26 protein-coding genes are annotated in these 26,128 nt (G+C 68.9%); 16 read left to right on the top strand and 10 right to left on the bottom strand.

Translation table 11 applies throughout. The annotated features are described in order from the left end of the window. Window positions 1–224: 224 nt before the first annotated feature. The 3 genes from ABZV91_RS21405 to ABZV91_RS21415 form a co-directional block, all read right to left on the bottom strand. Entirely contained in the window at window positions 225–719 is a 495-nt protein-coding gene (locus ABZV91_RS21405) for a DUF3830 family protein (RefSeq protein WP_355244368.1), read from the bottom strand. A 67-nt stretch (window positions 720–786) separates the two neighbouring features. Then, window positions 787–2,031 (bottom strand): aminotransferase class III-fold pyridoxal phosphate-dependent enzyme, encoded by a 1,245-nt coding sequence (locus ABZV91_RS21410; RefSeq protein WP_355244371.1) that lies wholly within the window; start codon window positions 2,029–2,031, stop codon window positions 787–789. 249 nt (window positions 2,032–2,280) lie between these two features. Beyond that, on the bottom strand, window positions 2,281–3,024 hold the full coding sequence (locus ABZV91_RS21415; protein ID WP_355244374.1) for a metal-dependent transcriptional regulator: 744 nt from the start codon (window positions 3,022–3,024) through the stop codon (window positions 2,281–2,283). A 124-nt stretch (window positions 3,025–3,148) separates the two neighbouring features. Between ABZV91_RS21415 and ABZV91_RS21420 the strand changes: the two genes are divergently transcribed. The 4 genes from ABZV91_RS21420 (at window position 3,149) to ABZV91_RS21435 (ending at window position 8,655) form a co-directional block, all read left to right on the top strand. Next, on the top strand, window positions 3,149–4,114 hold the full coding sequence (locus ABZV91_RS21420; protein WP_355244377.1) for a bifunctional riboflavin kinase/FAD synthetase: 966 nt from the start codon (window positions 3,149–3,151) through the stop codon (window positions 4,112–4,114). Window positions 4,115–4,302: 188 nt separating this feature from the next. Then, a complete protein-coding gene (rpsO, locus tag ABZV91_RS21425) occupies window positions 4,303–4,572 on the top strand; it encodes a 30S ribosomal protein S15 (RefSeq protein WP_063059750.1) in 270 nt (89 codons plus the stop codon). A 395-nt stretch (window positions 4,573–4,967) separates the two neighbouring features. Continuing rightward, the gene (locus ABZV91_RS21430; protein ID WP_355244381.1) at window positions 4,968–7,265 is read left to right on the top strand and encodes a polyribonucleotide nucleotidyltransferase; all 2,298 of its coding nucleotides are present in this window, start codon (window positions 4,968–4,970) and stop codon (window positions 7,263–7,265) included. A 10-nt stretch (window positions 7,266–7,275) separates the two neighbouring features. Next, a complete protein-coding gene (locus ABZV91_RS21435) occupies window positions 7,276–8,655 on the top strand; it encodes a pitrilysin family protein (protein WP_355244384.1) in 1,380 nt (459 codons plus the stop codon). Window positions 8,656–8,994: 339 nt separating this feature from the next. Here the strand turns inward: ABZV91_RS21435 and ABZV91_RS21440 are convergent, their stop codons facing one another. After that, window positions 8,995–9,333: a helix-turn-helix transcriptional regulator gene (locus ABZV91_RS21440; RefSeq protein WP_355244387.1), complete on the bottom strand. Its 339-nt coding sequence runs from the start codon at window positions 9,331–9,333 to the stop codon at window positions 8,995–8,997. A 91-nt stretch (window positions 9,334–9,424) separates the two neighbouring features. Here ABZV91_RS21440 and ABZV91_RS21445 point away from each other — a divergent pair, with 91 nt between their 5' ends. Next, entirely contained in the window at window positions 9,425–10,624 is a 1,200-nt protein-coding gene (locus ABZV91_RS21445) for an MFS transporter (protein ID WP_355244390.1), read from the top strand. Between the two features lie 2 nt (window positions 10,625–10,626). Here ABZV91_RS21445 and ABZV91_RS21450 read toward each other — a convergent pair whose 3' ends face one another. Continuing rightward, window positions 10,627–11,022, bottom strand: a complete 396-nt coding sequence (locus ABZV91_RS21450) for a VOC family protein (RefSeq protein WP_355244393.1) — start codon at window positions 11,020–11,022, stop codon at window positions 10,627–10,629. Window positions 11,023–11,157: 135 nt separating this feature from the next. Here ABZV91_RS21450 and ABZV91_RS21455 point away from each other — a divergent pair, with 135 nt between their 5' ends. From ABZV91_RS21455 to ABZV91_RS21470, 4 genes are all read left to right on the top strand, one after another. Beyond that, window positions 11,158–12,258 carry an alcohol dehydrogenase catalytic domain-containing protein gene (locus ABZV91_RS21455; RefSeq protein ID WP_355244396.1) on the top strand — a complete coding sequence of 367 codons (1,101 nt, stop codon included), beginning with the start codon at window positions 11,158–11,160 and terminating at the stop codon, window positions 12,256–12,258. Between the two features lie 325 nt (window positions 12,259–12,583). Then, complete coding sequence (dapB, locus tag ABZV91_RS21460; RefSeq protein WP_355244399.1) at window positions 12,584–13,336, top strand: 4-hydroxy-tetrahydrodipicolinate reductase; 753 nt, start codon at window positions 12,584–12,586, stop codon at window positions 13,334–13,336. Between the two features lie 47 nt (window positions 13,337–13,383). Further along, on the top strand, window positions 13,384–13,827 hold the full coding sequence (locus ABZV91_RS21465) for a hypothetical protein (RefSeq protein WP_355244494.1): 444 nt from the start codon (window positions 13,384–13,386) through the stop codon (window positions 13,825–13,827). Between the two features lie 24 nt (window positions 13,828–13,851). Further along, window positions 13,852–14,304, top strand: coding sequence for an NAD(P)H-dependent oxidoreductase (locus ABZV91_RS21470; protein WP_355244402.1), 453 nt, complete (start codon window positions 13,852–13,854; stop codon window positions 14,302–14,304). Window positions 14,305–14,518: 214 nt separating this feature from the next. On the opposite strand, the gene ABZV91_RS21475 is transcribed toward ABZV91_RS21470, so the two are convergent. Next, window positions 14,519–14,962, bottom strand: coding sequence for a hypothetical protein (locus tag ABZV91_RS21475; protein WP_355244405.1), 444 nt, complete (start codon window positions 14,960–14,962; stop codon window positions 14,519–14,521). Window positions 14,963–15,110: 148 nt separating this feature from the next. Here ABZV91_RS21475 and dapA point away from each other — a divergent pair, with 148 nt between their 5' ends. Continuing rightward, window positions 15,111–16,019 carry a 4-hydroxy-tetrahydrodipicolinate synthase gene (dapA, locus tag ABZV91_RS21480; RefSeq protein WP_355244408.1) on the top strand — a complete coding sequence of 303 codons (909 nt, stop codon included), beginning with the start codon at window positions 15,111–15,113 and terminating at the stop codon, window positions 16,017–16,019. Further along, complete coding sequence (locus ABZV91_RS21485; RefSeq protein WP_355244411.1) at window positions 16,016–18,001, top strand: ribonuclease J; 1,986 nt, start codon at window positions 16,016–16,018, stop codon at window positions 17,999–18,001. Before dapA ends, ABZV91_RS21485 begins: the two co-directional genes overlap by 4 nt. 73 nt (window positions 18,002–18,074) lie before the next feature. Here ABZV91_RS21485 and ABZV91_RS21490 read toward each other — a convergent pair whose 3' ends face one another. Both ABZV91_RS21490 and ABZV91_RS21495 read right to left on the bottom strand, forming a co-directional pair. Continuing rightward, window positions 18,075–18,635 carry a hypothetical protein gene (locus ABZV91_RS21490; protein WP_355244414.1) on the bottom strand — a complete coding sequence of 187 codons (561 nt, stop codon included), beginning with the start codon at window positions 18,633–18,635 and terminating at the stop codon, window positions 18,075–18,077. 67 nt (window positions 18,636–18,702) lie between these two features. Next, complete coding sequence (locus ABZV91_RS21495) at window positions 18,703–19,098, bottom strand: DUF4189 domain-containing protein (protein WP_084487178.1); 396 nt, start codon at window positions 19,096–19,098, stop codon at window positions 18,703–18,705. Window positions 19,099–19,221: 123 nt separating this feature from the next. On the opposite strand from ABZV91_RS21495, the gene ABZV91_RS21500 reads away from it, so the two are divergent. From ABZV91_RS21500 to ABZV91_RS21510, 3 genes are all read left to right on the top strand, one after another. After that, window positions 19,222–19,845: a TIGR03085 family metal-binding protein gene (locus ABZV91_RS21500; protein WP_355244418.1), complete on the top strand. Its 624-nt coding sequence runs from the start codon at window positions 19,222–19,224 to the stop codon at window positions 19,843–19,845. Window positions 19,846–20,081: 236 nt separating this feature from the next. After that, window positions 20,082–22,727 carry a DNA translocase FtsK gene (locus ABZV91_RS21505; protein ID WP_355244420.1) on the top strand — a complete coding sequence of 882 codons (2,646 nt, stop codon included), beginning with the start codon at window positions 20,082–20,084 and terminating at the stop codon, window positions 22,725–22,727. 127 nt (window positions 22,728–22,854) lie between these two features. After that, window positions 22,855–23,859: a TerC family protein gene (locus tag ABZV91_RS21510; RefSeq protein WP_355244423.1), complete on the top strand. Its 1,005-nt coding sequence runs from the start codon at window positions 22,855–22,857 to the stop codon at window positions 23,857–23,859. A gap of 46 nt (window positions 23,860–23,905) precedes the next feature. Here the strand turns inward: ABZV91_RS21510 and ABZV91_RS21515 are convergent, their stop codons facing one another. Then, on the bottom strand, window positions 23,906–24,190 hold the full coding sequence (locus ABZV91_RS21515; RefSeq protein ID WP_355244426.1) for a YciI family protein: 285 nt from the start codon (window positions 24,188–24,190) through the stop codon (window positions 23,906–23,908). Between the two features lie 82 nt (window positions 24,191–24,272). Continuing rightward, the gene (locus ABZV91_RS21520; protein WP_355244429.1) at window positions 24,273–24,824 is read right to left on the bottom strand and encodes an amino-acid N-acetyltransferase; all 552 of its coding nucleotides are present in this window, start codon (window positions 24,822–24,824) and stop codon (window positions 24,273–24,275) included. Between the two features lie 131 nt (window positions 24,825–24,955). Here ABZV91_RS21520 and pgsA point away from each other — a divergent pair, with 131 nt between their 5' ends. Both pgsA and ABZV91_RS21530 read left to right on the top strand, forming a co-directional pair. Further along, the gene (gene pgsA, locus ABZV91_RS21525) at window positions 24,956–25,588 is read left to right on the top strand and encodes a CDP-diacylglycerol--glycerol-3-phosphate 3-phosphatidyltransferase (RefSeq protein ID WP_355244497.1); all 633 of its coding nucleotides are present in this window, start codon (window positions 24,956–24,958) and stop codon (window positions 25,586–25,588) included. Continuing rightward, the gene (locus ABZV91_RS21530; protein WP_355244432.1) at window positions 25,585–26,100 is read left to right on the top strand and encodes a CinA family protein; all 516 of its coding nucleotides are present in this window, start codon (window positions 25,585–25,587) and stop codon (window positions 26,098–26,100) included. Before pgsA ends, ABZV91_RS21530 begins: the two co-directional genes overlap by 4 nt. The last annotated feature ends 28 nt before the right edge of the window (window positions 26,101–26,128 follow it).

The following is a 26,128-nucleotide window of genomic DNA, read 5'->3' on the forward strand; positions in this document are numbered from 1 at the left end:
AGTCTCGAGGCCGAAACGGCGAGACCAAGGGGGCCTCAACCCCGCGCCGCCGCAGGCGGCGCCAAAAAACACAGCACCTTCACGAGCAGGCCCGCATCTCGGCTATCGCGTGCCTGTGTCGTGTACCTACCTCATAGGGTCCGGTCCGCCTCACCGCTCTCGTGAGACGGTCCGCTTTTCGCCGTCGCGGGTCGGCCCACTTTCACCGACCGTGTGTGCTGTTTTCAGGCTCGGGCGAAGGCGAGCGTTTCCCCGACCACCCCGTGCAACCACAGTGCGTTGCAGGCGGTGGCCAGTTCGGGCAGGCCCTCCTCGATGGTGGCGAAGACATTGCCGGGCACCCAGCCCAGATCGCCGTTGATGAGCAGATTGTTGCGGCCGTAGAACAGTGCCAGATCGGTGGCGCCCTGATCGTGGTGGGCGGCCGACCCGGGTTCGTACCCGTAGGCGGGATTGCCGATCTCCCACGGCTCGAAATCGAACAGGCAGACGTCCCCCGGGATCGGGGTGACCGTGGGGTTCTCCCGGTGCGGGGCGCCGGGGATCCGGGGGACCAGCGTGTACAGCTCGTTGCGGGCGTATTTGGCGTGGAAGGCATCCCCTTCTTGGGGGAGGGCCTCCCATACCGCGGCGCAGGTGCGTGGCGCCTCGTCGTCGAGGAGCCGGGCGCGGCAGGTGAGTCCGGTCTTGGTGAGGGTGATCGTGATGTAGCGGGCCATCGATCCGTCCTGGGCGTCGTACGGGTGGGAGGGGCGATGTCGCCGGGGTGTCGGCGGGGAGGGTCGGCTACCCCAGTTCGGCGAGGACCTCGGACCAGACGGTGAGGGCGTCGGCGATCTGGGCTTCGGACACGATGAGCGGCGGGATCATCCGCACCACGTTCATATGGGCCCCGCAGGTGAGCAGCAGCAACCCCTTGGCGGCGGCCAGTTGCTGTGCGGCGGTCGCGGTTTCCCGGTCCGGGGTGCCGTCGGGGGTGGTGAACTCCGAACCCACCAGCAGACCGAGGCCCCGGACGTCGCCGACGGCCTTCGTCTCGGCCGCGCGTACCCCGGTCAGCAGCTGCTCGCCGCGCACCGCCGCGTTCTCGACCAGGCCCTCCGATTCGATCACGTCGAGGGTGGCCAGGGCGGCCGCGCAGGCCACGGCATTACCGCCGTAGGTGCCGCCCTGCGATCCGGGCCAGGCCTTGCCCATGAGCTCGGCCGAGGCGGCGATCCCGGAGATGGGGAAGCCGCTGGCCAGGCCTTTCGCCATGGTGATCACATCGGGGCGGACGTCGAAATGCTGGTGGCCGAAGAACTTTCCGGTGCGGCCGAAGCCGGTCTGGATCTCGTCGAAGATCAGCAGGATGCCGTAGCGGTCGGCGCGTTCGCGCAGGCCCTGGAAGAACTCGCGGTTGCCGGGAATGTAACCGCCCTCGCCCAGGACGGGCTCCACGATGAACGCGGCCGTCTCCGCGGGGGAGGTGAGGGTGGCGAAGAGGTAGTCGAGTTCGCGCAGTGCGAAGGCGGTGGCCTCGGCTTCGGTCCAGCCGTAGCGGAAGGCGGTGGGGAAGGGCGCCACGTGCACACCCGGCATCAGGGGGCTGAAACCGGCGGAGAAGCGGGTGCCGGAGGTGGTCATGGTGGCGGCGGCCACGGTGCGGCCGTGGAAACCGCCGTGGAAGACGATCACATTGGGCCGGCCGGTGGCCTGCCGGGCCAGCCGCAACGCCGCTTCGACGGCCTCGCTGCCGGAGTTGGCGTAGAACACCGAGTCGAGCCCGTCGGGCAGCACGGTGCCCAGGCGTTCGGTCAGTTCCAGCATCGGCCGGTGCATCACGGTCGTGTACTGGCCGTGGATCAGCTTGCCGACCTGCTCCTGCGCCGCCGCGACGACCCGGGGATGGCAGTGGCCGGTACTGGTGACGCCGATACCGGCGGTGAAGTCGAGGAACCGGCGCCCGTCGACGTCGTACAGGTAGCACCCGGCGCCGTGATCGACGGTGACCGGTGTGGCCTGTTTCAGGATCGGGGAAAGTTCGGCCATGGTGTTCCGCCTCCCGGGACAGTCGGTGCGGCGCGCCGGACCGACGGGTGTGCGAGGCCGAGTGAGAGCCACTCGGAAATTGTCGGATTGTTGACAATATGAATAGCACGTCGGCACTGCCCGCGGCAATGGTTCACCAGATGCGCGTCCGCCGCGTACCCGATCGGCCGGTCTGCTCGCCCGCGGGTCGCGCGGCGGTCCGCCGGCCGGGTGGCCCGGCGGTCCGATGCGGCCGTGGCGAGCTCGGGCTCACTCTCGCAGCCAGATGGCCTCGGCGGCGATACTGCCCAGATCCGTCAGGGACTCCTCGCGCCCGATCCGCACCGCGATGGTCCCCGCGAAATCGCGCCGCTCCACCACGACGATCACCGTGTCCAGGGCGATACCGACCGAATCGAAATACCGCAGCATCTCCGGATCGGAATCGGAGATACGGGCCACCCGGCCCGACTCGCCGGCCTCGAAATCGATCAACCGGCGCGCCGGCGGAGTGGGCACCGCCCCGTCCACCGACGGAATGGGGTCGCCGTGCGGATCCCGATCGGGGAAGCCCAGTTTCGCGTCGATTCGGGCCATCAGCAGATCCGAGACCGCGTGCTCGAGGATCTCCGCCTCGTCGTGCACCTCGTCCCAGCCGTAACCCAGCTCGCTCACCAGGAAGGTCTCGATCAGCCGGTGCCGGCGCACCATATCGATGGCGGCGCGGCGGCCTTCCTCGGTCAGGGCGATGGAGCCGTAGCGGGCGTGCTCGACCAGGCCCTGGTCCGATAATTTGCGCACGGCCTCCGACACCGTGGAGGCGGAGACGCCGATCCGCTCGGCGAGTAATTTGGTACTCACCCGCTCCTGCGACCACTCCTGGGCGGTCCAGATGACTTTCAGATAGTCCTGGGCCACCGACGACAGCCCCGGAGCGGCCGATTCCCCGGCGTCGGCGAGGTCCCGTCGGGTGGCGATATCTCGTTTTCCGGGCACAATCACGAGCTTAAGCATTTCGGGGGCGATACACATATCCCGCCACTTCCGGGAAACCCGGTGTTCGCCCGGGCGTTGCGCAGTCGAACACCCGTCGCACCCGAATACGGTACGGCCGCATGTTTGCGTAGGCTTGGCGTCTGTGCAGAGGTGGCGAAGTCTCGACGACGTACCCGCGGACTGGGGGCGGTGCGTTCTCACGATCGGCGTGTTCGACGGTGTTCATCGTGGACACGCGCAGTTGATCAGCCGGGCGGTGAAGTCCGCTGCCGCGCGTGGTGTCCCGGCGGTACTGATGACTTTCGATCCGCACCCCATGGAGGTGATCCGGCCCGGTTCCCATCCCGCGCAGCTCACCACGCTCACCCGCCGCGCCGAACTCGCCGAGGAACTGGGCGTCGACGTCTTCTGCGTCATGCCCTTCACCCACGATTTCATGAAGCTCACCCCGGGCGAGTACGTGCACGACCTGCTGGTGGAGCGCCTGCATGTCAGCGAAGTGGTGGTCGGCGACAATTTCACCTTCGGTAAGAAGGCCGCGGGCACCGTGGACACCATGCGCGAACTCGGCGGCCGGTTCGGTTTCGAGGTCGACGCGGTGACGCTGCTGGGCGAGCATGCCGTCACCTTCTCCTCCACCTACATCCGCGCCTGCGTCGACGCCGGGGATATGGCCGCCGCCGCCGACGCGCTGGGTCGCCCGCACCGGGTCGAGGGTGTGGTGGTGCGCGGCGACGGACGCGGCCGCACGCTGGGATTTCCCACGGCCAATGTCGCACCGCCCATGCATGCCGCCATCCCGGCCGACGGGGTGTACGCGGGCTGGTTCACGGTGCTGGGTCCCGGGCCGACCATCGGCACCGTGACCCCCGGCGAACCCGTGATGGCCGCGATCTCCGTCGGCACCAACCCCACTTTCTCCGGGCGGGCGCGGACGGTCGAGGCCTATGTCCTGGACCGCGAGGCCGATCTCTACGGACAGCACGTGGCGGTGGACTTCGTGGACCATCTGCGCGGGATGCGGAAATTCGACTCGGTCGAGGAACTGATCGCCGTCATGGGCCGGGACGTGGACGCGACCCGCAAGATCCTCGGCTCCGGGAGCTGATCGGCGGCCCGGCGCGGGCGGGTGACGACGGCTCGGGTAAGGTGGCCCGTCGGGTCTGCTGCGGTCCGCGGCGGCGCCCCACCCGGACGTCCGGCCGGACCACCACGGTGCACGCCTTCGGCGAGCGCGGGGTGGTGTGGTCACCGGGCCTCTTGCGCGCGGAACTGAGAAACAGGAGTGGATGCCCCATGGCGTTGACCACCGAGCAGAAGAAGTCGATCCTGGCGGAGTACGGTCTGCACGAGACCGACACCGGTTCGCCGGAGGCGCAGATCGCGCTGCTGTCCAAGCGGATCTCCGAGATCACCGAGCACCTCAAGGTGCACAAGCACGATCACCACACCCGCCACGGTCTGATGGCGCTGATCGGCCGCCGCAAGCGGCTGTCGAAGTACCTGCAGGACAAGGACATCAACCGGTACCGCAGCCTGATCGAACGTCTCGGCCTGCGCCGCTGAACGATCTTGAACACGCCCGGTTCCACGAGCCGGGCGGTACGTATGCCGACGGGGCGCATACAATCGCCTCGTCGGCATTTTCGTGTACCGGGTAGCCGGGCACGGAACGACAGAACCAGCCGTGCACACCCGCGCTCGTGGCGTCGGTCTTCGGTAGTGGCTTTTCGGCCCGGACGTGATATGCCGGAGAGCTTCGATCGATGACCGCCTCCGCGTCGCCGGCTCCAAGGGGAGCCCGGCCGGGTGTACGCGCCGCAGCACGAATACGGCCACCGCTGACCCTACGGTCACCGCGGTTCCGCCGACGCGCCGCGTTCGAACCTGGTACGGCTGACACAGCCGGATCGCGCCACCGGGCGCCGTATCCGGCGAGACGAGAGGTTGAGAACAGAGAAATGCCAGAAACGATTGAACGCTCGAAGAGCTCGGCCATCGAGGTCGAACCGGGTGTTTTCGAATCCGTCGCGCTGATCGACAACGGCGCCTTCGGCACCCGCACCATTCGCTTCGAAACGGGCCGGCTCGCGAAACAGGCCGCCGGATCCGTCGTCGCCTACCTGGACGACGAGACCATGCTGCTGTCGGCGACCACCGCCGGTAAGCACCCCAAGGACCAGTTCGATTTCTTCCCGCTGACCGTCGACGTCGAAGAGCGGATGTACGCCGCGGGCCGGATCCCCGGTTCGTTCTTCCGCCGCGAGGGCCGCCCCTCCACCGACGCGATCCTGACCTGCCGCCTGATCGACCGGCCGCTGCGTCCGTCGTTCGTCGACGGCCTGCGCAACGAGATCCAGGTCGTGGTGACCGTACTGAGCCTGGATCCGAAGGATCTCTACGACGTGGTCGCGATCAACGCGGCCTCGGCGTCCACCCAGATCGCGGGCCTGCCGTTCTCGGGTCCGGTCGGCGGCGTGCGGGTCGCGCTGATCAACGATCCGGCGGCCGGGACCGCCCCCGGTGGGCAGTGGGTCGCCTTCCCGACCAACGAGCAGCTGGAGAAGGCTGTTTTCGATATGGTCGTGGCCGGCCGGGTCACCGAGTCCGGTGACGTCGCGATCATGATGGTCGAGGCCGAGGCCACCGAGAACGTCATCGCGCTGATCGACGGCGGGGCCCAGGCGCCGACCGAGACCGTGGTCGCCGAGGGCCTCGAGGCCGCCAAGCCGTTCATCGCGCGGCTGTGCCGGGCCCAGCAGGACCTCGCGGCGCTGGCGTCCAAGCCCACCGAGGACTTCCCGCTGTTCCCGCCCTACGCCGACGATGCCTACGCCGCCGTCGAGGACGCCGCGAAGGCGCCGCTGTCGGAGGCGCTGAGCATCGCCGGGAAGCAGGAGCGCGAAGAGAAGATCGACGAGATCAAGCTCGAGGTGCTGTCGCGGCTCGGCGAGGCGTTCGAGGGCCGGGAGAAGGAACTCGGTGCCGCGTTCCGCTCGGTCACCAAGAAGCTGGTCCGCCAGCGCATCCTCACCGACGGGTTCCGGATCGACGGCCGCGGGCTGGCCGATATCCGGGCGCTGTCCGCCGAGGTCGCGGTCGTGCCGCGGGCGCACGGTTCGGCGCTGTTCGAACGTGGTGAAACCCAGATCATGGGGGTGACCACCCTCGATATGGTGAAGATGGCGCAGCAGGTCGATTCGCTCGGCCCGGAAACCTCCAAGCGCTACATGCACCACTACAACTTCCCGCCGTACTCCACCGGTGAGACCGGTCGCGTCGGTTCGCCCAAGCGCCGCGAGATCGGTCACGGCGCGCTGGCCGAGCGGGCGCTGATCCCGGTGCTGCCGAGCCAGGAAGAGTTCCCCTACGCGATCCGGCAGGTGTCGGAGGCGCTGAGCTCCAACGGTTCGACCTCCATGGGCTCGGTCTGCGCGTCGACGCTGTCGCTGCTCAACGCCGGTGTACCGCTCAAGGAGCCGGTCGCGGGTATCGCCATGGGTCTGGTGTCGGACACCGTCACCAACGAGGCCGGTGCGCAGGAGGTCCGCTATGTGGCGCTGACCGATATCCTCGGCGCCGAGGACGCCTTCGGTGATATGGACTTCAAGGTCGCCGGAACCCGGGGCTTCGTCACCGCCCTGCAGCTCGACACCAAGCTGGACGGTATCCCCTCGCAGGTGCTGGCCGGTGCGCTGAGCCAGGCGCACGACGCCCGCACCACCATCCTGGATGTGATGGCCGAGGCCATCGCCACCCCGGACGAGATGAGCCCGTACGCACCGCGGGTCACCGCGATCAAGATCCCGGTCGACAAGATCGGCGAGGTGATCGGGCCCAAGGGCAAGATGATCAACCAGATCACCGAGGACACCGGCGCCAACATCTCCATCGAGGACGACGGCACCGTGTTCGTCGGCGCCACCGACGGCCCGTCGGCGCAGGCGGCGATCGACGCGATCAATGCGATCGCCAACCCGCAACTGCCCAAGGTCGGCGAGCGGTTCCTCGGCACCGTGGTCAAGACCACCGCGTTCGGCGCGTTCGTCTCGCTGCTGCCGGGCCGTGACGGCCTGGTGCACATCTCCAAGCTGGGCAACGGCAAGCGGGTGGCCAAGGTCGAGGACGTGGTGAACGTCGGCGACAAGCTGCGCGTGGAGATCGCCGATATCGACAACCGCGGCAAGATCTCGCTGATCCCCGTCGACGAGACCGCCGACGAAGCGCCCGCCGATGCGGACGCCCCGGCGGCCGAGTAGTACTGGTCGTGTGACGGAGCAGAAAACGACGGCCCCCCTGCGCCCGAGTGGGCAGGGGGGCCCGTCATCGGCGTGGCGGATCGGCGAAACGGTCGATATCGACCACGGGGTACGGCGTACCGTTCTGCCGGGTGGTCTGCGCGTGGTGACCGAACATGTGCCCGGTGTCCGCTCGGCCTCGGTCGGGGTCTGGGTGGGTGTCGGTTCCCGGGACGAGGGCCCGACCGTCGCCGGCGCGGCCCATTTCCTGGAACATCTGCTGTTCAAGGCCACGCCGAGCCGTTCGGCACTCGATATCGCCGAGGCCATGGATGCCGTCGGCGGCGAACTCAACGCGTTCACCGCCAAGGAGCAGACCTGCTACTACGCGCATGTGGTGGACGAGGATCTGCCGCTGGCGGTGGATCTGGTCACCGATGTGGTGCTCAACGGCTTGTGCCGCGCGGCCGATGTCGATGTGGAACGGCAGGTCGTGCTCGAGGAGATCGCGATGCGCGACGACGATCCCGAAGATCTCGTCGGGGACGCCTTCCTCACCGCGCTGTTCGGTGATCACCCGATCGGCCGGCCGATCATCGGCTCGGTGGAGTCCATCGAGGGGATGCGCGCGAGCCAGCTGCGGTCCTTCCATCAGCGTCGCTACACCCCGGACCGGATGGTCGTGGCGGTCGCGGGCAATATCGAGCACGAGCACACCGTGGAATTGGTGCATCGCGCGGTCGCCGGTCGGCTCGACCCCGCCGCCCTGCCGGCGCCGCGGCGCGAGGGCCGGTTCCGTGCCCGGCACGAGCCGCAGCTGACCTGGTCCAACCGGGACAGCGAGCAGGCGCATCTGGTGTTCGGGGTGCGGGCCTACGGCCGCCACGAGGGGCAGTTGCGGTGGCCGCTGTCGGTGCTCGACACGGTGGTCGGCGGCGGTCTGAGTTCCCGGCTGTTCCAGCGGATCCGGGAGGAACGCGGGCTCGCCTATTCGGTGTACTCCAGCGTGGACACCTTCGCCGATACCGGCGCGTTCTCGGTGTACCTGGGCTGTCAGCCGGAGAATCTCGGCGAGGTGGCGACGCTGGCCCGCGGGGTGCTGGAGGAGATCGCCGCGGACGGGATCACCGATGCCGAATGCGCCCGGGCCAAGGGTTCGCTGCGCGGCGGGCTGGTGCTGGGGTTGGAGGATTCGGCGTCCCGGATGAACCGGATCGGGCGCAGCGAACTCAGCTACGGCAACCACCGCAGCGTGTCCGAGACGCTGGCCCGGATCGACGCGGTGACCACCGAGGAGGTCGGCGAGGTCGCGGCGGCGCTGCTGTCCCGGCCGTTCGCCGCGTCGGTGGCGGGGCCGTATCAGCGGGTCCGTGATCTGCCGGCGCCGGTGCGCCGGCTCGCCGCGAGCTGATCGGCGGCGCGGGAACCGGGCGCTTCGGATGCGCGGTGGCCGCCGACTGCCCGGGCATCCTCGGTTGCGCGGGTACCCGTGTCGTGCCGCTACCGGGTCGCGCTCCGGCGCCGGCCCACCATCGCGGTGTGCGACGGCATCATGACGCCGGTACCGTCGACGGCTCGGCCGGTGCAGGTTGCGGGTTCGCGCCGCCCGACCACATGCGGCCCGGACATGCCTGGTCCGATTGCCGCCGGTCGGTGCCGGGGGTCGCGAGTGCTGTCGGTCGCCGACCCGACCCGGCGGGAGCGCGTCGGCCATTGCGGGTGGCGAGCCCCGCGTGGGGCACGCGGCGGGTCACTCGCGCCGATCCGGGGCCGCGCGATTGGCGGCCCCGACCACGGAGTCCAGCAGACCGGGCAGCGCCCGGTCGACGTCGTCGGTGCGCAGCCGCTGATGGGTTTGTCCGTCGATCATCAGGCGTTCGATGACCCCGGCTTCGCGCAGCACCTTGAAGTGGTGCGTGGCGGTCGATTTGTTGATCACCTCGTAGAGGGCGGCGCAGCGTACCGCGTCGTCCGCGTTGTGCAGGCGACGGACCATTTCCAGGCGCACCGGGTCCTGGAGCGCGGCCAGGACCACGGGGAGCGGTGCCACCGGGTTCGGGGAATCCGTGGTCGGTGTGGTCTGCGTCATGATCTACTCGCTTGGGTTTGATGATCATCGAACCTCGGTTTAGGCTCGATGTAGTTCGATCAACGTCAAACTTACCTGTTTCGGGGTTCTCATGACAGCGACAGCGGCGGTTCCCACCGACGACAGAACGATCCAACCCTGGGCCTACGGGCTGGTCCTCGGCGCGACGGGGGTGGCTCTCGGCGTCTCCGGCGTACCCGCCCCGCTCTACGGCCTCTACGAACAGCAGTGGCATCTGTCCCCACTGACCACCACCGTCGTCTTCGCCGTCTACGCGATCGCGGCCCTCGGCGCCGTCCTCGTCTCGGGGCGGATCTCGGATGTGGTCGGGCGCAAGCCGGTCCTGCTCGGTGCGTTCACGGTGATGATCGCCGGGCTGGTGGTGTTCGTGCTCGCCGATACGGTGCCCATGCTGCTGCTCGCCCGCGCCCTGCACGGGATGGCAGTCGGCGCCACCGTGGTGGCGGGCGCGGCGGCGCTCCTCGACCTGCGACCGCATCGCGGCGCGCGCTCGGGTCAGCTCACCGGCGTCGCGTTCAATGTGGGCATGGCGGTGGCCATCATGGGCTCGGCATTACTGGCCCAGTACGCACCCCACCCGCTGCGCACGCCGTATGTGGTGATCAGCGTCGTCTGCCTGCTCGTCACCGCCGGGGTACTGGCGCTGCGCGAACCGCACGCGGCGCGGGCCGCCGGCCGGATCCGTATCGCCCGCCCCGCCGTACCCCGCGAGATCCGCGCCGATTTCTGGTTCGCGGCGATGGGGGTCATGGCCGCGTGGTCGGTGCTCGGTGTGCTGCTGTCGCTGTATCCGTCGCTGGCCGCGCAGCAGACCGGTATCCACAATCTCGTCTTCGGTGGTGTCGTGGTGGCGGCCACCGCGACGACGGCCGCGGTGGTCCAGTTGTTCGCCACCGCGGTCCCGGCCCGGCGTGCGGCGGTCGGTGGCGATATCGGCATGGCCGTCGCCCTGGTCCTGACCGTGCCCGCGCTGGGCACGCACAACTGGGCGGCGGTGCTGGGAGCCGGTGTGCTCCTGGGCGCCACCTTCGGTCTCGGATTCGGTGGTTCGCTGCGCCACCTCTCCCACGTGGTGCCCGAACACCGGCGTGGCGAGACCATGTCGGCCTACTACCTGCTCGCCTACACCTCCATGGCATTGCCGACCGTTCTCGCGGGTTGGGCCGCCACGACCTGGGGTCTGCACACGGTGTTCCCCTGGTTCGTCGGCGTCGTGGCGGTGGCCTGCCTGGGCGCCGCGACGCTGGGATCGCGTCGCGGCGCCCGGTAGGGCTATGCCGGCCATCCTCCGTAGGGCACGGTGATCAACTCCATATAGTGACCGCTGGGATCCAGGAAGTAGACCCCGCGCCCGCCGTCGTTGTGATTGATCTCGCCCGCGGCTTTCTGCTGCGGGTCGGCCCAGTGTTCGAGGCCGTACCGCTGGATCTTGGCGTAGGCGGCGTCGAATTCCTGCTCGGAGATCAGGAACGCGTAGTGCTGGCCCTGGATCTCGGTGACGTGCGGGGGGACGTTCGCGAAATCGAACGTGACCCCGTTACCGGTGACCAGTGGAATGAAAGGGCCCCATGGGGCGCCCGGTTCCACGCCCAGGATATCGCCCCAGAATTCGGCCGATTCGCGGTTGTCACGGCATCCGACAATGGTGTGGTTGAACTGAACGGACAAAGGAATATCTCCTCGGGTCGTGCTGGTCCCGACCCCGGGCTCGGTACAAGGCGGCCAACGGGAGCACCAGCACGCCCCAGAGAATAGTCCGAACCGGATCATGATCACACCGCGCGCGCGGCCTACCGTGGTGGCATGAGAATTCGTGGGGCAGTCCTGGAACGGATCGGTGCGCCGGTGCCGTACGCCGAGTCGGCGCCGATCACCATCAGCGAACTCGAGCTCGCCGACCCGGGGCCCGGCGAGATCCTGGTGCGTATCGAAGCCGCCGGACTCTGCCATTCCGATCTCTCGGTGGTCGACGGCAATCGAGTGCGGCCGGTGCCGATGCTGCTCGGTCACGAAGCCTCCGGGAAGGTCGTCCAGGTCGGCCCCGGCGCCGATCTGCCCGTCGGACAGCGGGTCGTGATGACCTTCCTGCCGCGCTGCGGCGACTGCGCCGGATGCGCCTCCGGCGGCCGAACCCCGTGTGTCCCCGGCAGCGCGGCCAACAACGCGGGCGAACTGCTCGGCGGCGGCCGCCGACTGCACCGGGACGGCGTCGAAGTGCAGCACCACCTCGGCGTCTCCGGATTCGCGACCCACGCGGTGGTGGACCGGCGTTCCGTGGTGCCCGTCGACGACGACGTGCCGCCGGAGGTCGCCGCGGTACTCGGTTGCGCGGTCCTGACCGGCGGCGGCGCCCTGCTGAACTCGGCGAAACCGGCCGCGACCGACCGGGTCATGGTGGTGGGGCTCGGCGGCGTGGGTATGGCGGCCGTCCTGGTGGCGGTCTCCCTGGGCGTCCGGGAGGTCATCGCCGTCGACACGGTCCCGGACAAGCTCGCGCTGGCCCGTGAACTCGGCGCCGGCAGCGCGTACACACCCGCCGAAGTCGCCGACCGGGGCATCCAGGCGGAAGTCGTCGTCGAAGCGGTCGGCAACGCGCGGGCCTTCGAGAGCGCGGTCGCGGCCACCGCGCCCGGCGGTGTCACGGTGACGGTGGGCCTGCCCGCCCCCGACGCCCGCGCGACCATCTCACCGCTGGGCCTGGTGGCCCAGGGACGCTCGATCGTGGGGAGCTACCTCGGTTCGGCGGTACCGTCGCGCGATATCCCGGAGTATGTGCGGATGTGGCGAGACGGCCGGCTCCCGGTGGAGAAACTGATCTCCGCGCGGATCGGTTTGACGGATATCAACGGCGCCATGGACGAACTGGCGGCCGGACACGCCCTCCGCCAGGTGATCATCTTCTGAGCTGTGGGCAAGGCGCCGCCTTCGGCGCCACGGCTCGGCCTCTCGTACCCCGGGTTCCGCACTCCGGCGACGGGTCGCCGCGCGGACGTGTGCCCTGGTCGGCCCGCGATGACCGGACAGCCCGACCCAGCGCCGAGTTCAGCGAGGCCCGGAAAGGGTCGAGGCCGTCCCGCCGGTCAGCGCCCGAAGCGCATGCGCCGAACGCGCGAGTGTCGGGCGCTGAACGGCGGGACCTCCGGAAGCCGCGACCCCGCGCCGCCGCGGGCGGCGCGAATGAACACAGTAGGCTCGGTGCGCAGGTCGACGATGGACAGGGAGTGGCGAGGTGAAGGAACCGATTCGGGTCGGCGTTCTGGGAGCACAGGGCAAGGTCGGGCAGGCCATCTGTGCGGCCGTCGAGGCGGCCGCCGATCTCGAGCTCGTCGCCGCGGTGGACAAGGACGATCCGCTGAGCCGGTTCGTCGAAACCGGCACCCAGGTCGTCGTCGACTTCACCCATCCCGATGTGGTGATGGACAACCTGCGGTTCCTGGTGGAGAACGGTATCCACGCCGTGGTCGGGACGACCGGGTTCGACGAGGCCCGGCTCGACGAGGTGCGGCGCCGGCTGTCCGGCCGGCCGGAGGTCGGGGTGCTGATCGCGCCGAACTTCGCGATCGGAGCGGTGCTGTCCATGCGTTTCGCCGAACAGGCCGCCCGATTCTTCGAATCGGTCGAGGTGATCGAACTGCATCACCCGAACAAGGCCGACGCGCCGTCGGGTACCGCCTACCGGACCGCCGGAATCATCGCCGAGGCCCGGGAGAAGGCCGGCGCCGGCCCGATTCCGGATGCCACCACCACCGAACTCGCGGGAGCGCGCGGCGCGGAGGTCGGCGGGGTGCGGGTGCATTCGGTGCGGTTGGCGGGTCTGGTCGCCCATCAGGAGGTGCTGTTCGGCACCCAGGGCGAGACGCTGACCATCCGCCACGATTCGATCGACCGCTCGTCGTTCGCGCCCGGTGTGCTGCTCGGGGTGCGTCAGATCGGGCTGCGACCGGGGCTCACCGTCGGTCTCGATCCGTTTCTCGACCTGTGAGCGATTCCGCCGGCGGGTCCGGCCGCGAGGTCCTCGAGATCGTCGCGATGGTGGCGGCGCTGGTGCTCGCACTGGTCTTCTACTTCCTGTGGCTCGGCCGGATCGCGGTGGCGCTGCTGACCTCGGGCGACGTCGCGGCCGTCGCGCTCGGGGTCGGCGTACTGATCCTGCCGCTGCTGGGAGTGTGGATGGTGGTGTCCACCCTCCGGTCGGCGCTGGATCATCAGCGGCTGGCCCGCCGGATCCACGACGAGGGCCTGGAATTGGATACCGCGGATCTGCCGCGGCGCCCGTCCGGCCGTATCGAACGCGCGGCCGCCGACGAACTGTTCCTGTCGGTGAAGAAGGAATGGGAAGCCGACCCCGACAACTGGCGGGTCTCCTACCGGCTGGCGCGCGCCTACGACTGCGCCGGCGATCGTTCGCGGGCTCGCGACACCATGCGCCGCGCGGTGGAGCTGGAGAAACAGGAGCGCCGGGCCGGAGCCTGAGCCCGAGCCGTTAGTCTCGGCGAGGTGCCGAGGCTGCTGATCGTCCACCACACCCCGTCCCCCCATATGCAGGCCATGTTCGAGGCGGTCCTCGCGGGGGCGACCGACCCGGAGATCGAAGGTGTGCAGGTCGTGCGGCGCGCTGCCCTGGCGCTGACTCCCGACGAGATGCTGGCCGCCGACGGCTATCTGCTGGGGACCCCGGCCAATCTGGGCTATATGTCCGGTGCGCTGAAGCACGCGTTCGACACCTGCTACTACCCGTGTCTGGACAGCACCCGCGGCCGGCCCTACGGGCTCTACATCCACGGGAACGAGGGCACCGAGGGCGCCGAGCGGAGTGTGGAATCGGTGACCGCCGGTCTGGGGTGGGTCAAGGCCGCGAGTCCGGTGGTGCTGATGGGCAAACCGGCGAAGGACGATCTGGAACGGTGCTGGGAACTGGGTGCGACGGTGGCCGCCCAGCTGATGGGCTGACCCGACCGCACCCGGATCTGCGGCTGGTCGCCCTCACGGTGCGAATCGCGGTCGAGGCCCTGGACGCCGCCACCACGGGCGCGGTGACGGCCCGGGTACTACCCGTGAGCGGGCGCCTCCTCGCGACAGTGCTGGTCAGCGCGAGGGACCGGACCGGCGTACCGATATCGCGGCGCCGGGCAGCTCGCGGAACGGGCCGCGCCGGAGACTACGACTACTCGTCGCGTTTGGGGCCGTAGCCGCCGCGCATCTGATCGCGCAGGGCACCGGAGACCACGCCGGACATCCACGAGTTCAGCGATTGCCCGCTCTGTGCGGCGGCTTCCTCGGCGCGCGCCTTCACCTGTTCGACCAGACGCAGGGTCACCCGGCTGATATCGCCGGTCATCTCCTCGAAGCTCGGATTGTCGCCGGCCGGTGCGCGCCGCACTTCGATATCGGCCTCGGTGCCGTGCAGCGAGACACGCACGGTGCGGTCGCCCAGTTCGCCGCTGACGGTATCGGCGAGTTCGGTGAGGGCCGAGAGCAGGGCCAGCCGGGCCGAGTTCTCCACCGCGCCGGCCAGCGCGGCGGCCGTGGCCTGCGTCTTCTCGTCGCCGAGGGCGGCGGCGGCCACCAGATCCTCGCGGATGCGGGCGGTATATCGGGTCAGATCCATGACACCAGTGTGACGCCATTCTTGATGTCATTCAAGGAGAGAAATGACGGCGTGATGGCGGTATCATGCCGTCGACGGCTGGTTCGGCGGCCGAGAACACCGACGAGGGTGTCGAGCCGTACCAGGTGACCGGGTAGCCTTTCTGACCATGACGAACGGTGAATCGACGCCCCCGGTGTTGAGCGCGTCCGGCACAGTAGGTGTCGCGATGGTGACCCCCTTCAGTGCCGAGGGCAAGCTCGACATAGACACCGGCGTCTCCCTGGCACATCGTCTGGTCGATCGGGGCGTCGACCTGCTCGCGATCTCGGGAACCACCGGCGAATCGCCGACCACCACCGAATCGGAGAAGGCGGATCTGCTGCGCGCGATCGTCGACGCGGTCGGCAACCGGGCGACCGTGATCGCCGGCGCCGGCACCTACGACACGGCGCATTCGATCGAACTGGCGCGCAACGCCCAGCGCGCCGGCGCGCACGGCCTGCTGGTGGTGACGCCCTACTACTCGCGACCCACCCAGGAAGGCCTGTACGCGCATTTCACCGCGGTCGCCGACGCCACCGACCTGCCGGTCACCCTGTACGACATTCCGCCGCGATCGGTCGTCCCGATCGCCTCCGACACCATCCGCCGGCTCGCCGACCACCCGCGGATCGTCGCGGTCAAGGACGCCAAGGGCGATCTCAACGCGGGGGCGGCGCTCATCGCCGAAACCGATCTGGCCTTCTATTCCGGCGACGATATGTTGAACCTGCCGTGGCTGGCGATGGGCGCGGTCGGTTTCATCAGCGTGATCGGGCATCTGGTCCCGGAACGACTGCGCGAGATGGTGGACGCGTTCACCGCCGGAGATGTGGTGCGGGCGCGTGATATCAACACGAGTCTGCTGTGGCTCAATGCCGCGATGGCCCGCCTCGGCGGCGTCGCGATGACCAAGGGCGGGCTCCGGTTGCTCGGCATCGACGCGGGTGAACCGCGGCTGCCGCAGATCATGCCCAGTCCCGAACAGCTCGAGGATCTGGCCGCGGACCTGCGGGCCGCCGGGGTGCTCGAATGAGTGAACCCGCCGCCCGCCGTCCCCGCCGCACCGCGCGGCGCGAGGCAGGTCCGGCCGCTCCCGCGCCCGAACCGCAGCTCGCGCCCGAACCGCAGGCCGCACCGGTGCCCCCGCCCGTAGTGACCGAACCCGAACCCACTGTCGAAAGGGAACCCGAGACGGTGGCAACCGAATCCGCGACCGTGACCGAAACCGCCGCTCCGGAAGCCCGGGGCCAGCGGTCGCGTCGCGGCGGCCGGGGCCGGCAGTCCGGCCGGGGCCGCGGTGAGCAGGCCCGTTCCGCCGTCACTCCGGAGGCCGCCGCCCAGGACCGGCTCGCGCTGCCCCCGAAACTCCCGAAGCAGGGCCTGCGGGTCTTCGCGCTCGGCGGTATCGGTGAAATCGGGCGCAATATGACCGTTTTCGAGTACGGCGGCAAACTGCTGATCGTCGACTGCGGGGTCCTCTTCCCCGAGGATCAGCAGCCGGGTGTGGACCTGATCCTGCCGGATTTCCGGCCGATCGAGGACCGGATCGGGGATGTGGTGGCCGTGGTCCTGACCCACGGGCACGAGGACCATATCGGCGCCGTGCCGTTCCTGCTGCGGTTGCGCCAGGATATCCCGGTGGTCGGCTCCAAGTTCACTCTCGCGCTGGTCGCCGCGAAATGCCGGGAGCACCGGTTGCATCCGCGGCTGCTCGAGGTCACCGAGGGGGAGCGCACCGAACACGGCCCGTTCGAATGCGAGTACTTCGCGGTCAACCACTCCATCCCGGACGCTCTCGCCGTCGCCATCCGGACCCCGGCCGGCACGGTCCTGCACACCGGCGACATCAAACTCGATCAGCTACCGCTCGACGGCAGGCTCACCGATCTCGCCGGTTTCTCCCGCCTCGGCGACGAGGGCGTGGACCTGTTCCTGGTCGATTCCACCAATGCCGAGGTCCCCGGTTTCGTCACCCCGGAACGAGAGATCGGCGGTGTCCTGGACACTGTGATCGGCAAGGCGCGCAACCGGGTGATCGTGGCGTCCTTCGCCAGCCATGTACACCGGATCCAGCAGGTGGTGGATGTGGCGCAGAAGTACGGGCGCCGGGTGTGCTTCGTCGGCCGGTCCATGGTGCGCAATATGCAGATAGCGCAGGATCTGGGCTATCTGTCGGTGCCCGACGGGCTCGTGGTCGATCTCGATCAGGCCGCCACCCTGCCCGGCGACAAACTGGTGCTCATCTCCACCGGTTCGCAGGGCGAACCGCTCTCGGCGCTGTCCCGGATGGCCCGGGGCGAGCACCGCCAGATCCATATCCGCGCCGACGATCTGGTCGTGCTGGCCTCCTCGCTGATCCCGGGCAACGAGAACTCGGTGTTCACGGTCGTCAACGGGCTGGCCCGCCTCGGCGCCACCGTCATCACCCAGCAGAACGCGAAAGTGCACGTTTCCGGGCACGCGTCGGCCGGGGAACTGCTGTACCTGTACAACGCGGTCCGGCCGACCAACGCCATGCCGGTCCACGGTGAATGGCGGCATCTGCGCGCCAATGCCGCACTCGCCGTCGCCACCGGGGTTCCCGAGGAGCGGGTGGTCCTGGCCGAGGACGGTGTGGTGGTGGACCTGGTGGACGGCATCGCCTCCATCGTGGGCCGGGTCCCGGTCGGGCACGTCTACGTGGACGGCCTCTCGGTCGGCGACGTGGGCGAATCCACGTTGTCGGACCGGCTCGTGCTCGGCGAGGGCGGTTTCATCGCCATCACGGTGGCGGTCGACGAGACCACCGGTAAGGCGGTGAGCCCGCCGGAGGTCAGCGGGCGCGGATTCTCCGATGATCCGACCGCGCTGGCGGAAGCCGCGGAACTGGTGGAGGCCGAACTGCTACGGCTGGCCGGCGAGGGCGTCACCGATACGCATCGCATCGCGCAGGCCGTGCGGCGGATCGTGGGACGCTGGGTCGCAGACACCTACCGGCGGCGACCGATGATCGTGCCGACCGTGCTCGGCGTCTAGTTCAGCGCATACGAAAAACCGCCGGAGGGCCAGGCCCTCCGGCGGTTTCGCTCGCTGCCGAGTTACGCGTAGCTCAGGAGTCGGCCTGGCAGGCCGCCGAATCCAGCTGCGCGGATTTGACGATATTGCACGCGAACCCGTGCGCGATCTTCCATTGATCGCCCTCGGCCACGAAATCGACGGTCGCGTTCTCCACCGGGCTGCCGCCGATGGTCACATCGGCATCGGCGGTCACCTTGCCGTCGACCGGTTCGCCGACATTGGTGATCTTGACGGTGACCTCGTTCTTCTTGGCCGCCTCGACCAGCTTGTCGACCAGCTGCGGATCCTTCTCGGCGTCTTCGATCCAGGCCAGCTTCTCGTCCTCGCCGACCGAGCCGTCGAGCGCCCGGTTGATCTTGTCGTTGAGTTCCTCGGTTGTCGGCTTGGGCAGGTTCGGCGCGGGTGTGGTGGTCGGCGCCTTGCCCTCCTCCCGGCCGTCCTGAGTCTTACCCGATTCGAACTCGGCGGCGGCCTCGGTGCTGGTCGCGGCGGCCTCGGTCGAGGAGTTCTCGGTGGACGAGCATGCGGTGAAGGTGAGGGCGGCGGCGGCCATCGTCGCGGCGGCCACGACCCGGATCGGTCGAATTTTCACAGTTCTGATTCCCCTACGGTGTAGTCGGCGAGTTCGGCGCCGGCCGGAAGATGTGGTCGGTACGAGCTCACAGGTCGTAGCCGGAAGTGCAATTCCAGTGCTCGATGTAGGCGTTGCCCGGGTTGTTGGCCAGCGCCTCGGACCGGGCGGCGGCCATGGTGGCGCCAGAGCCGTAGCTCAGCCAGTTGTCCGAAACCGCCAGCGCGCCACATCCGTTGCGCCAGGAGATCTTGGCGACGCAGTCGGCGGCACCGCAGCTGCTCTCCGCGGCCGATTCGGCCTCGGCGTAGCTGTCGTAGTCGTAGGACCAGCCGTAGTTGCCGGTGGACAGGGACACCGCGATGGCGCCGTAGTAACTGCTGTACTGCGCGTGCGCCGGTGTCACCGAAGCGACGAACATGGAGCCGATGGTCGCCACCAGAACGGCGGCAACGGTGAGAATCTTCTTCAAAGGTGTTCCCATCTGTGTTTTTCGGTCCACGACCCTATGGACCGAATGACAAAGTACAGAGCATCTCTGCCGGTGAGCAACCGGATCGGCAACACGTTCCCTCCCCGATGGCTGGGTCTCGGCTAGATTCATCGTGTGAACATGGCTCAGCGTGAACGCCGTGCATTGGTCGACACGATGAAGGGCACCGGCCCGGACGCGCCCACCTTATGCGGTGCGTGGACGGTGCGCGACCTCGCGGCACACCTGGTGGTCCGGGAGCGACGTCCCGATGCCGCGCCGGGAATCATGTTGCGGCCCTTCGCCGGTTATCTGCAGAAGGTGCAGGACAAGGCGGCCGGGCAGGAGTTCGACCGGCTGCTGGACCAGATCCGTACCGGACCGCCCTGGTGGTCACCGTTGCGTCCGGTGGACGCGATCGCCAATCTCAGCGAAATGTTCGTCCATCACGAGGACGTCCGGCGGGCGCGTCCGGGCTGGGAACCGCGGGAACTGTCGGCCGAGGACCAGCGGCGGCTGTGGGCGACGGTGCGCAAGATGGGGAAGATGGCGTACCGGAAATCGCCGGTACCGGTGGAGTTGTGCACTCCGGACGGGGAACGGGCCCGGATCGTGGACGGGACCGGCCCGGGGGTGACGCTCACCGGCGCGCCGTCGGAATTGTTGCTGCACGCCTTCGGTCGCGATCAGGTCCGGATCGAATCGACCGGCGAACCCTACGCGGTCCGGCAGGTACTCGAACTCGACCGCTCCATCTGAACACAGGCGGCGGCACCCGCGGGTCGCGGGCGAGGCAGTGCCGACCAGCGGCTCGCCGGGTTCCGCGCCGAATATCGCCGGCGGCCGGCGCGCGTATCGCCGCCGCCGCGGACCCCGGTGACGACCCCGCCGCGGCGCGGCCCGTCCCCGCCGCGAGGCGGTATCGCGCGCCGTCGGGCGGCGGTAACCAGTGTTGCGGATGGTCCCGGTGGGGTTGTTGCGGCTAGCCTGAGGCCATGGCAGGTAAGTCCCGCGGCACGACCACACCTGGTACGCGGGCGGGATCGGCTCGGGGGCGGACCACCGCGGCGCGTTCTCGTTCGGGCAGTACACGCGGCGCGACCGGCGCGGCCGCGGCCCAGGGTCCGGCTCGCAGAACCACACGTAAGGCCGCCAAGGCCGCCACACGCCCGGCCACCGGTGCCCGCCCCCGCCGGGCGGCGGCGCGCCGGCCCGCCGCCGCGCGACGCTCCGAGACGGCGCCGCTGGCGGTGTTCGGCCGGATGGTGAGCGGCGGCTGGACCATGGCCGCCCGTGGGCTGGGCGCCACCACCCGGGCCATCAGCCGGGCCGGGGAGATCGAGCACGGCCATCGGCGCGACGGGGTCGCGCTCGGATTGATCGCGCTCAGCGCGGTGATCGCGGCCGCTGTCTGGCTGTCCGCGGGCGGGCCGATCGGGCGTGCGGTGGACGCGGTCATCCGTGCGGTCACCGGTTCGGCTTCGGCGCTGCTGCCGTTCGTCGCCTCCGGTATCGCGGTGGTGCTCATGCGTACCGAACCCCGTCCGGAGATCCGGCCCCGGCTGGTGCTGGGCGGTCTGCTGATCGGATTGCCGTTGCTCGGGCTGTGGCATATCGCCGACGGCGCCCCCACCGACGCGGCCGGGCGGGCCGACGGAGCCGGGTTCGTGGGATTCGTCATCGGCGGTCCGGTGACCGACGGTCTCACCGCCTGGCTGTCGGTGCCGATACTGCTGCTGGCGATGGTCTTCGGTGTGCTGCTGGTGACCGGCACGACGGTGCGGGAGGCGCCGCAGCGGCTGCGCGAATTCTTCGGAGCGCCCGGTGACGAGGGCGAGGCCGATTATCGGGACGGCTACGACCCGGTCGACGAGTACGAGGCGGGTGCCGGAGAAGCTCCCGGCAGATCGCGTCGTCGCGGCCGGGCGCCGGCCGAGAACTATCCGGCCGAGGAATTTTCGGGGTCCGCGCCCGGCGGTGCGGGCGAGCCGCCCCTGCGTGACGCCAAGCCGATCACGGGCGCCCCCGAGGGAGCACGACCCGCGAAGCGCAAGAAGCGCGAGCCCGCCACACCAGCGGTGGTCGATCAGACCCCACCGCCGCCCCCGGAACCGGAGTTCGTCGCCGACCGGGTCATCGAGGGCGATTACACACTGCCGCCGATCAACCTGCTCGTCGAGGGCGATCCGCCCCGGAAGCGCAGCGCCGCCAATGAATCGATGATCGAGGCGATCACCGAGGTACTGGTGCAGTTCAAGATCGACGCCGCGGTCACCGGGTTCGTCCGGGGCCCCACCGTCACCCGGTACGAGGTGGAACTCGGGCCGGGTGTGAAGGTCGAGAAGATCACCGCCCTGACCCGCAATATCGCCTATGCCGTGGCGACCGAGAACGTGCGGCTGCTCGCGCCGATCCCCGGGAAATCCGCCGTGGGTATCGAGGTGCCCAACGCCGACCGGGAGCTGGTGCGTCTCGCCGACGTGCTCACCGCACCGTCCACCCGCAACGACCATCATCCGCTGGTCATCGGGCTCGGCAAGAACATCGAGGGCGAGTTCGTCGCGGCCAATCTGGCCAAGATGCCCCATCTGCTGGTCGCGGGTTCCACGGGCTCCGGTAAATCGAGTTTCGTGAACTCGATGCTGGTGTCGCTGTTGCAGCGGGCCACACCGGACGAGGTCCGGATGATCCTGATCGACCCGAAGATGGTCGAACTGACCCCTTATGAGGGTATTCCGCACCTGATCACGCCCATCATCACCCAGCCGAAGAAGGCCGCCGCGGCGCTGGCCTGGCTGGTGGAGGAGATGGAACAGCGATACCAGGACATGCAGGCCAGCAAGGTCCGCCATATCGACGATTTCAACCGCAAGGTGAAGTCCGGCGCCATCACCACGCCGCTGGGCAGCGAACGGGTGTACCGGCCCTATCCGTACATTCTGGCCATTGTCGACGAACTCGCCGATCTCATGATGACCGCGCCCCGCGACGTCGAGGACGCCATCGTCCGGATCACCCAGAAGGCCCGGGCCGCCGGTATCCATCTGGTGCTGGCCACCCAGCGGCCGTCGGTGGACGTGGTGACCGGCCTGATCAAGACCAATGTGCCGTCCCGGCTGGCGTTCGCGACCTCGTCGCTCACCGATTCCCGCGTAATTCTCGATCAGCCCGGCGCCGAAAAACTCATCGGCATGGGCGACGGCCTGTTCCTCCCGATGGGCGCCGGTAAACCGACGCGGTTGCAGGGCGCCTTCATCAGTGACGAGGAGATCCACGCGGTCGTCGAGTTCACCAAGAACCAGGCCGAACCGGAGTACACCGAGGGCGTGACCGCGGCCAAAGCCGGGGAGAAGAAGGATGTCGACCCCGATATCGGCGACGATCTCGAGGTATTCCTGCAGGCGGTGGAACTGGTGGTCACCTCGCAATTCGGGTCCACGTCCATGTTGCAGCGCAAGTTGCGGGTCGGGTTCGCGAAGGCGGGCCGGTTGATGGATCTGATGGAGACCCGGGGCGTGGTGGGGCCGAGCGAAGGGTCCAAGGCGCGCGATGTGCTGATCAAGCCGGACGAACTCGACGGCTTGCTCTGGTCGATCCGTGGCGGCGGCGACGAGGAAGCGGCGGCACCGGACGCCGGCTGACCGGTGTGCCGCCGTGCGCGCGGGCGCTGATATGCGACGATAGCGGGCAACCACCCCGCAAGTCGGCCGAAACGGGCATATCGGGCATTATTGGTGTCATGACTCGCACCGCTGAACGGATCGCCGTATGCAGGTAACCGCTCTCGTCTGGGGCATCACCATCGCGGTGATCCTCGGGTTGTTCGTCTTCGACTTCTTCGCCCATGTGCGCACCCCGCACGAACCGACCTTCCGCGAGTCCGGCTTCTGGTCCGCGGTCTATATCGGCCTCGCTTTGGCCTTCGGCGGGGTGATCGCCTGGAAATGGGGCGGCACCTTCGCCGGTGAGTACTACGCGGGTTTCGTCACCGAGAAAGCGCTCTCGGTCGACAACCTGTTCATCTTCCTGATCATCATGTCCACCTTCGCGGTGCCCCGGATCTACCAGCAGAAGGTGCTGCTCATCGGCATCGTGGTGGCCCTGGTCATGCGCGGTGTCTTCATCGCGGTGGGCGCCGCCGCCATCAGCGCCTTCAGCTGGGTGTTCTATCTGTTCGGATTCTTCCTGGTCTACACCGCCGTCAAACTCCTGAAGGAGAGCGGTCACGAGGTCGAAGAGGAACAGAAACGCGACAGCCGGATCGTCGCGCTCATCAAGCGCTTCGTGCCCACCACCGAGACCTACGACGGCGACAAACTGGTTACCCGGATCGACGGCCGGCGCGCGCTCACGCCGATGTTGCTCGCCCTGGTGGCCATCGGCTTCGCCGATCTGCTGTTCGCTCTCGACTCGATTCCGGCCATCTACGGCCTCACCGAGGAGCCCTACATCGTGTTCACCGCGAACGCGTTCGCGCTGATGGGGTTGCGTCAGCTCTTCTTCCTGATCGGCGGACTGCTGGACCGGTTGGTCTACCTGTCCTACGGTCTCGCGGCCATCCTGGCCTTCATCGGCGTCAAACTGGTGCTCCACGCGTTGCACGAGAACAATCTGCCGTTCATCAACGGCGGCGAGCATGTGAGCGTCCCGGAGATCTCCACCGCGCTGTCGCTGTCGGTGATCCTCGGCATCCTGGTCGTCGCGACCGTCGCCAGCCTGCTGCGCACCCGGGGGCAGGCCCGGCCGAAATCGGCCGCCGGTCCGGGCGAGTAGCCGGTGCGTCCCGGCCGGGTCGACGCCCGGCCGGGAGCGGCACCGTTCAGTCGGCGAACACGCCGAGAACGGGTTGCCATTCGACCGCCCGGACAGCGTCGATCAGCTTCTCCTGGGCGAACGGGTCCTGGGCCAGCAGTTCGTCCAGCGCCGCGGCGTCGCTCGCCCGGAACAGGAGCAGCGCGCCGGAACCGTCCGGGTACGGCCCGCTGCTCAGCAGCGCGCCCGCGGCGAGCCGGTCGGACAGCCAGGCACGGTGGCGTGGGCGATGGGTGTCCCGAGCGGGCGCGGTGGCTTCGGAATAGGTGTAGTGAACAGCGAAAACAGGCACCGGCCGACTCTAGTGCGCGCCGGTGGCGCGCCGCGGTCCCGGCCCTCCACCCCCGGGTGCGGTGCCCTGCCGGGCCCGCACCTCAGAGCGTGAGCAGCATTCGGGTGTTGCCGAGAGTGTTCGGTTTCACAAAACTGAGGTCCAGGAATTCCGCCACACCGGTGTCGTAGGACCGGCACATCTCCGCGTACACCTCGGCGGTCACCGGGGTGCCCTCGATCTCCGCGAAACCGTGCCGGGCGAAGAACTCGACCTCGAAAGTGAGCACGAACAACCGTCGCAGCTCGAGCTCCCGGGCCACTTCGACCAGCTGTTCCACGATGATCTTGCCCACACCGTGGCCCTTCACCTCGGGCAGTACCGCCACCGTGCGCACCTCGCCGAGATCGGCCCACAGCACGTGCAGCGCACCGCAGCCCACCACGCGGTCGCCGAGTTCGGCCACCCAGAACTCCTGTACCGACTCGTACAGATTGACGAGGTTCTTCTCCAGCAGGATGCGGCCCGCGTAGACGTCGACGAGCGATTTGATCGCCGGGACGTCGGAGGTGCGGGCGCGACGCACCCGCACGGTGGCGGTCTGCGCACCGGGCGCGTCGCTGGTCGAACCACTCAGTGGTCCCCGTGAGGTCATGGGGTGCACAGTAGTCGGCCGGGCTACCGATAGTCTGAGTGTGTGCCGCAGACCCCGCCTTCCCGCTCGACCTCGCGCGCCTGTCCCGGCGCCGCGGCGCAGAGGCGGCCATGAGCGTGCACCCCGAGGAGATGGACCGGCGTCTGGCCGTGCCGGGACCACCGCGCGGTGGGCTCGTGCCCGCACCCGCCGAATCCGCGGTGCCGCTGCTGAACATCGCGAACATCCTCACCATGATCCGGATCGCGCTGGTACCGCTGTTCGTGCTGGCGCTGTTCGCCGGTGGCGGGCACCAGACCGGCTGGCGGATCACCGCCACCCTGCTGTTCGCGCTCGCCGCGATCACCGACCGGTTCGACGGTCAGCTCGCCCGCAAATACGGTCTCGTCACCGATTTCGGCAAACTCGCCGACCCCATCGCGGACAAAGCGCTCATCGGCGCGGCGCTCATCGGGCTCTCACTACTGGGTGATCTGCCGTGGTGGATGACGCTGGTGATCTGCGCGCGCGAGATCGGGATCACCCTGCTGCGGTTGGCGGTGGTGCGCCGCGGCGTCATCCCGGCCGGTCGCGGCGGAAAACTCAAAACCCTCGTCCAATCGGTCGCCATCGGAGTGCTGCTGCTCCCGCTCTCGGGTGGTTTCGCCACCGCGGGAATGACGCTGATGTGGATCGCGTTGGTTCTCACAGTGGTCACCGGGCTGGACTACGTCGGCCAGGCGGTCAGGCTGTGGCTCGCCGGACCGCACCGGACCCGCGGATGACGGCCGGGCACACCGGCCCGCTCACCGCCGGCAGCGCGGCCGCCGATCTCGTCGCCGCCCTGAAGGACAGCGGACAGACGGTCGCCACGGCCGAATCGCTGACCGCGGGCCTGGTATCGGCCACTGTCGCGGGTGTGCCCGGCGCCAGTGCCGTGCTGCGTGGCGGGCTGGTGGTGTACGCCACAGACCTGAAACACAGTCTGGCCGGGGTCGACGAGCAGGTCCTGGACGCCGAGGGACCGGTGGCCGCGAGTACCGCCCAACAGCTCGCGGTCGGTGCCCGGGACCGCTGTGGCGCCGACTGGGGAATCGCGCTCACCGGAGTGGCCGGACCCGACCCCCAGGACGGGATCGAGGTCGGCACCGTCTTCCTCGGACTCGCCGGACCCGGGCATACCGAGGTGATGCGGTTGAAACTCACCGGCGACCGGTGGAATATCAGGTTCACAGCGACACAGGCCGCGGTTCGGGAACTGTTGCGGTGCGTGCGGGGCGAATCACCCACCCGGTGAGCAGCTCCGCGACCGGCCCGGGAACCCT

This window comes from Nocardia sp. NPDC004568 (assembly GCF_040609955.1).
In the GTDB taxonomy this organism is placed as follows: domain Bacteria; phylum Actinomycetota; class Actinomycetes; order Mycobacteriales; family Mycobacteriaceae; genus Nocardia.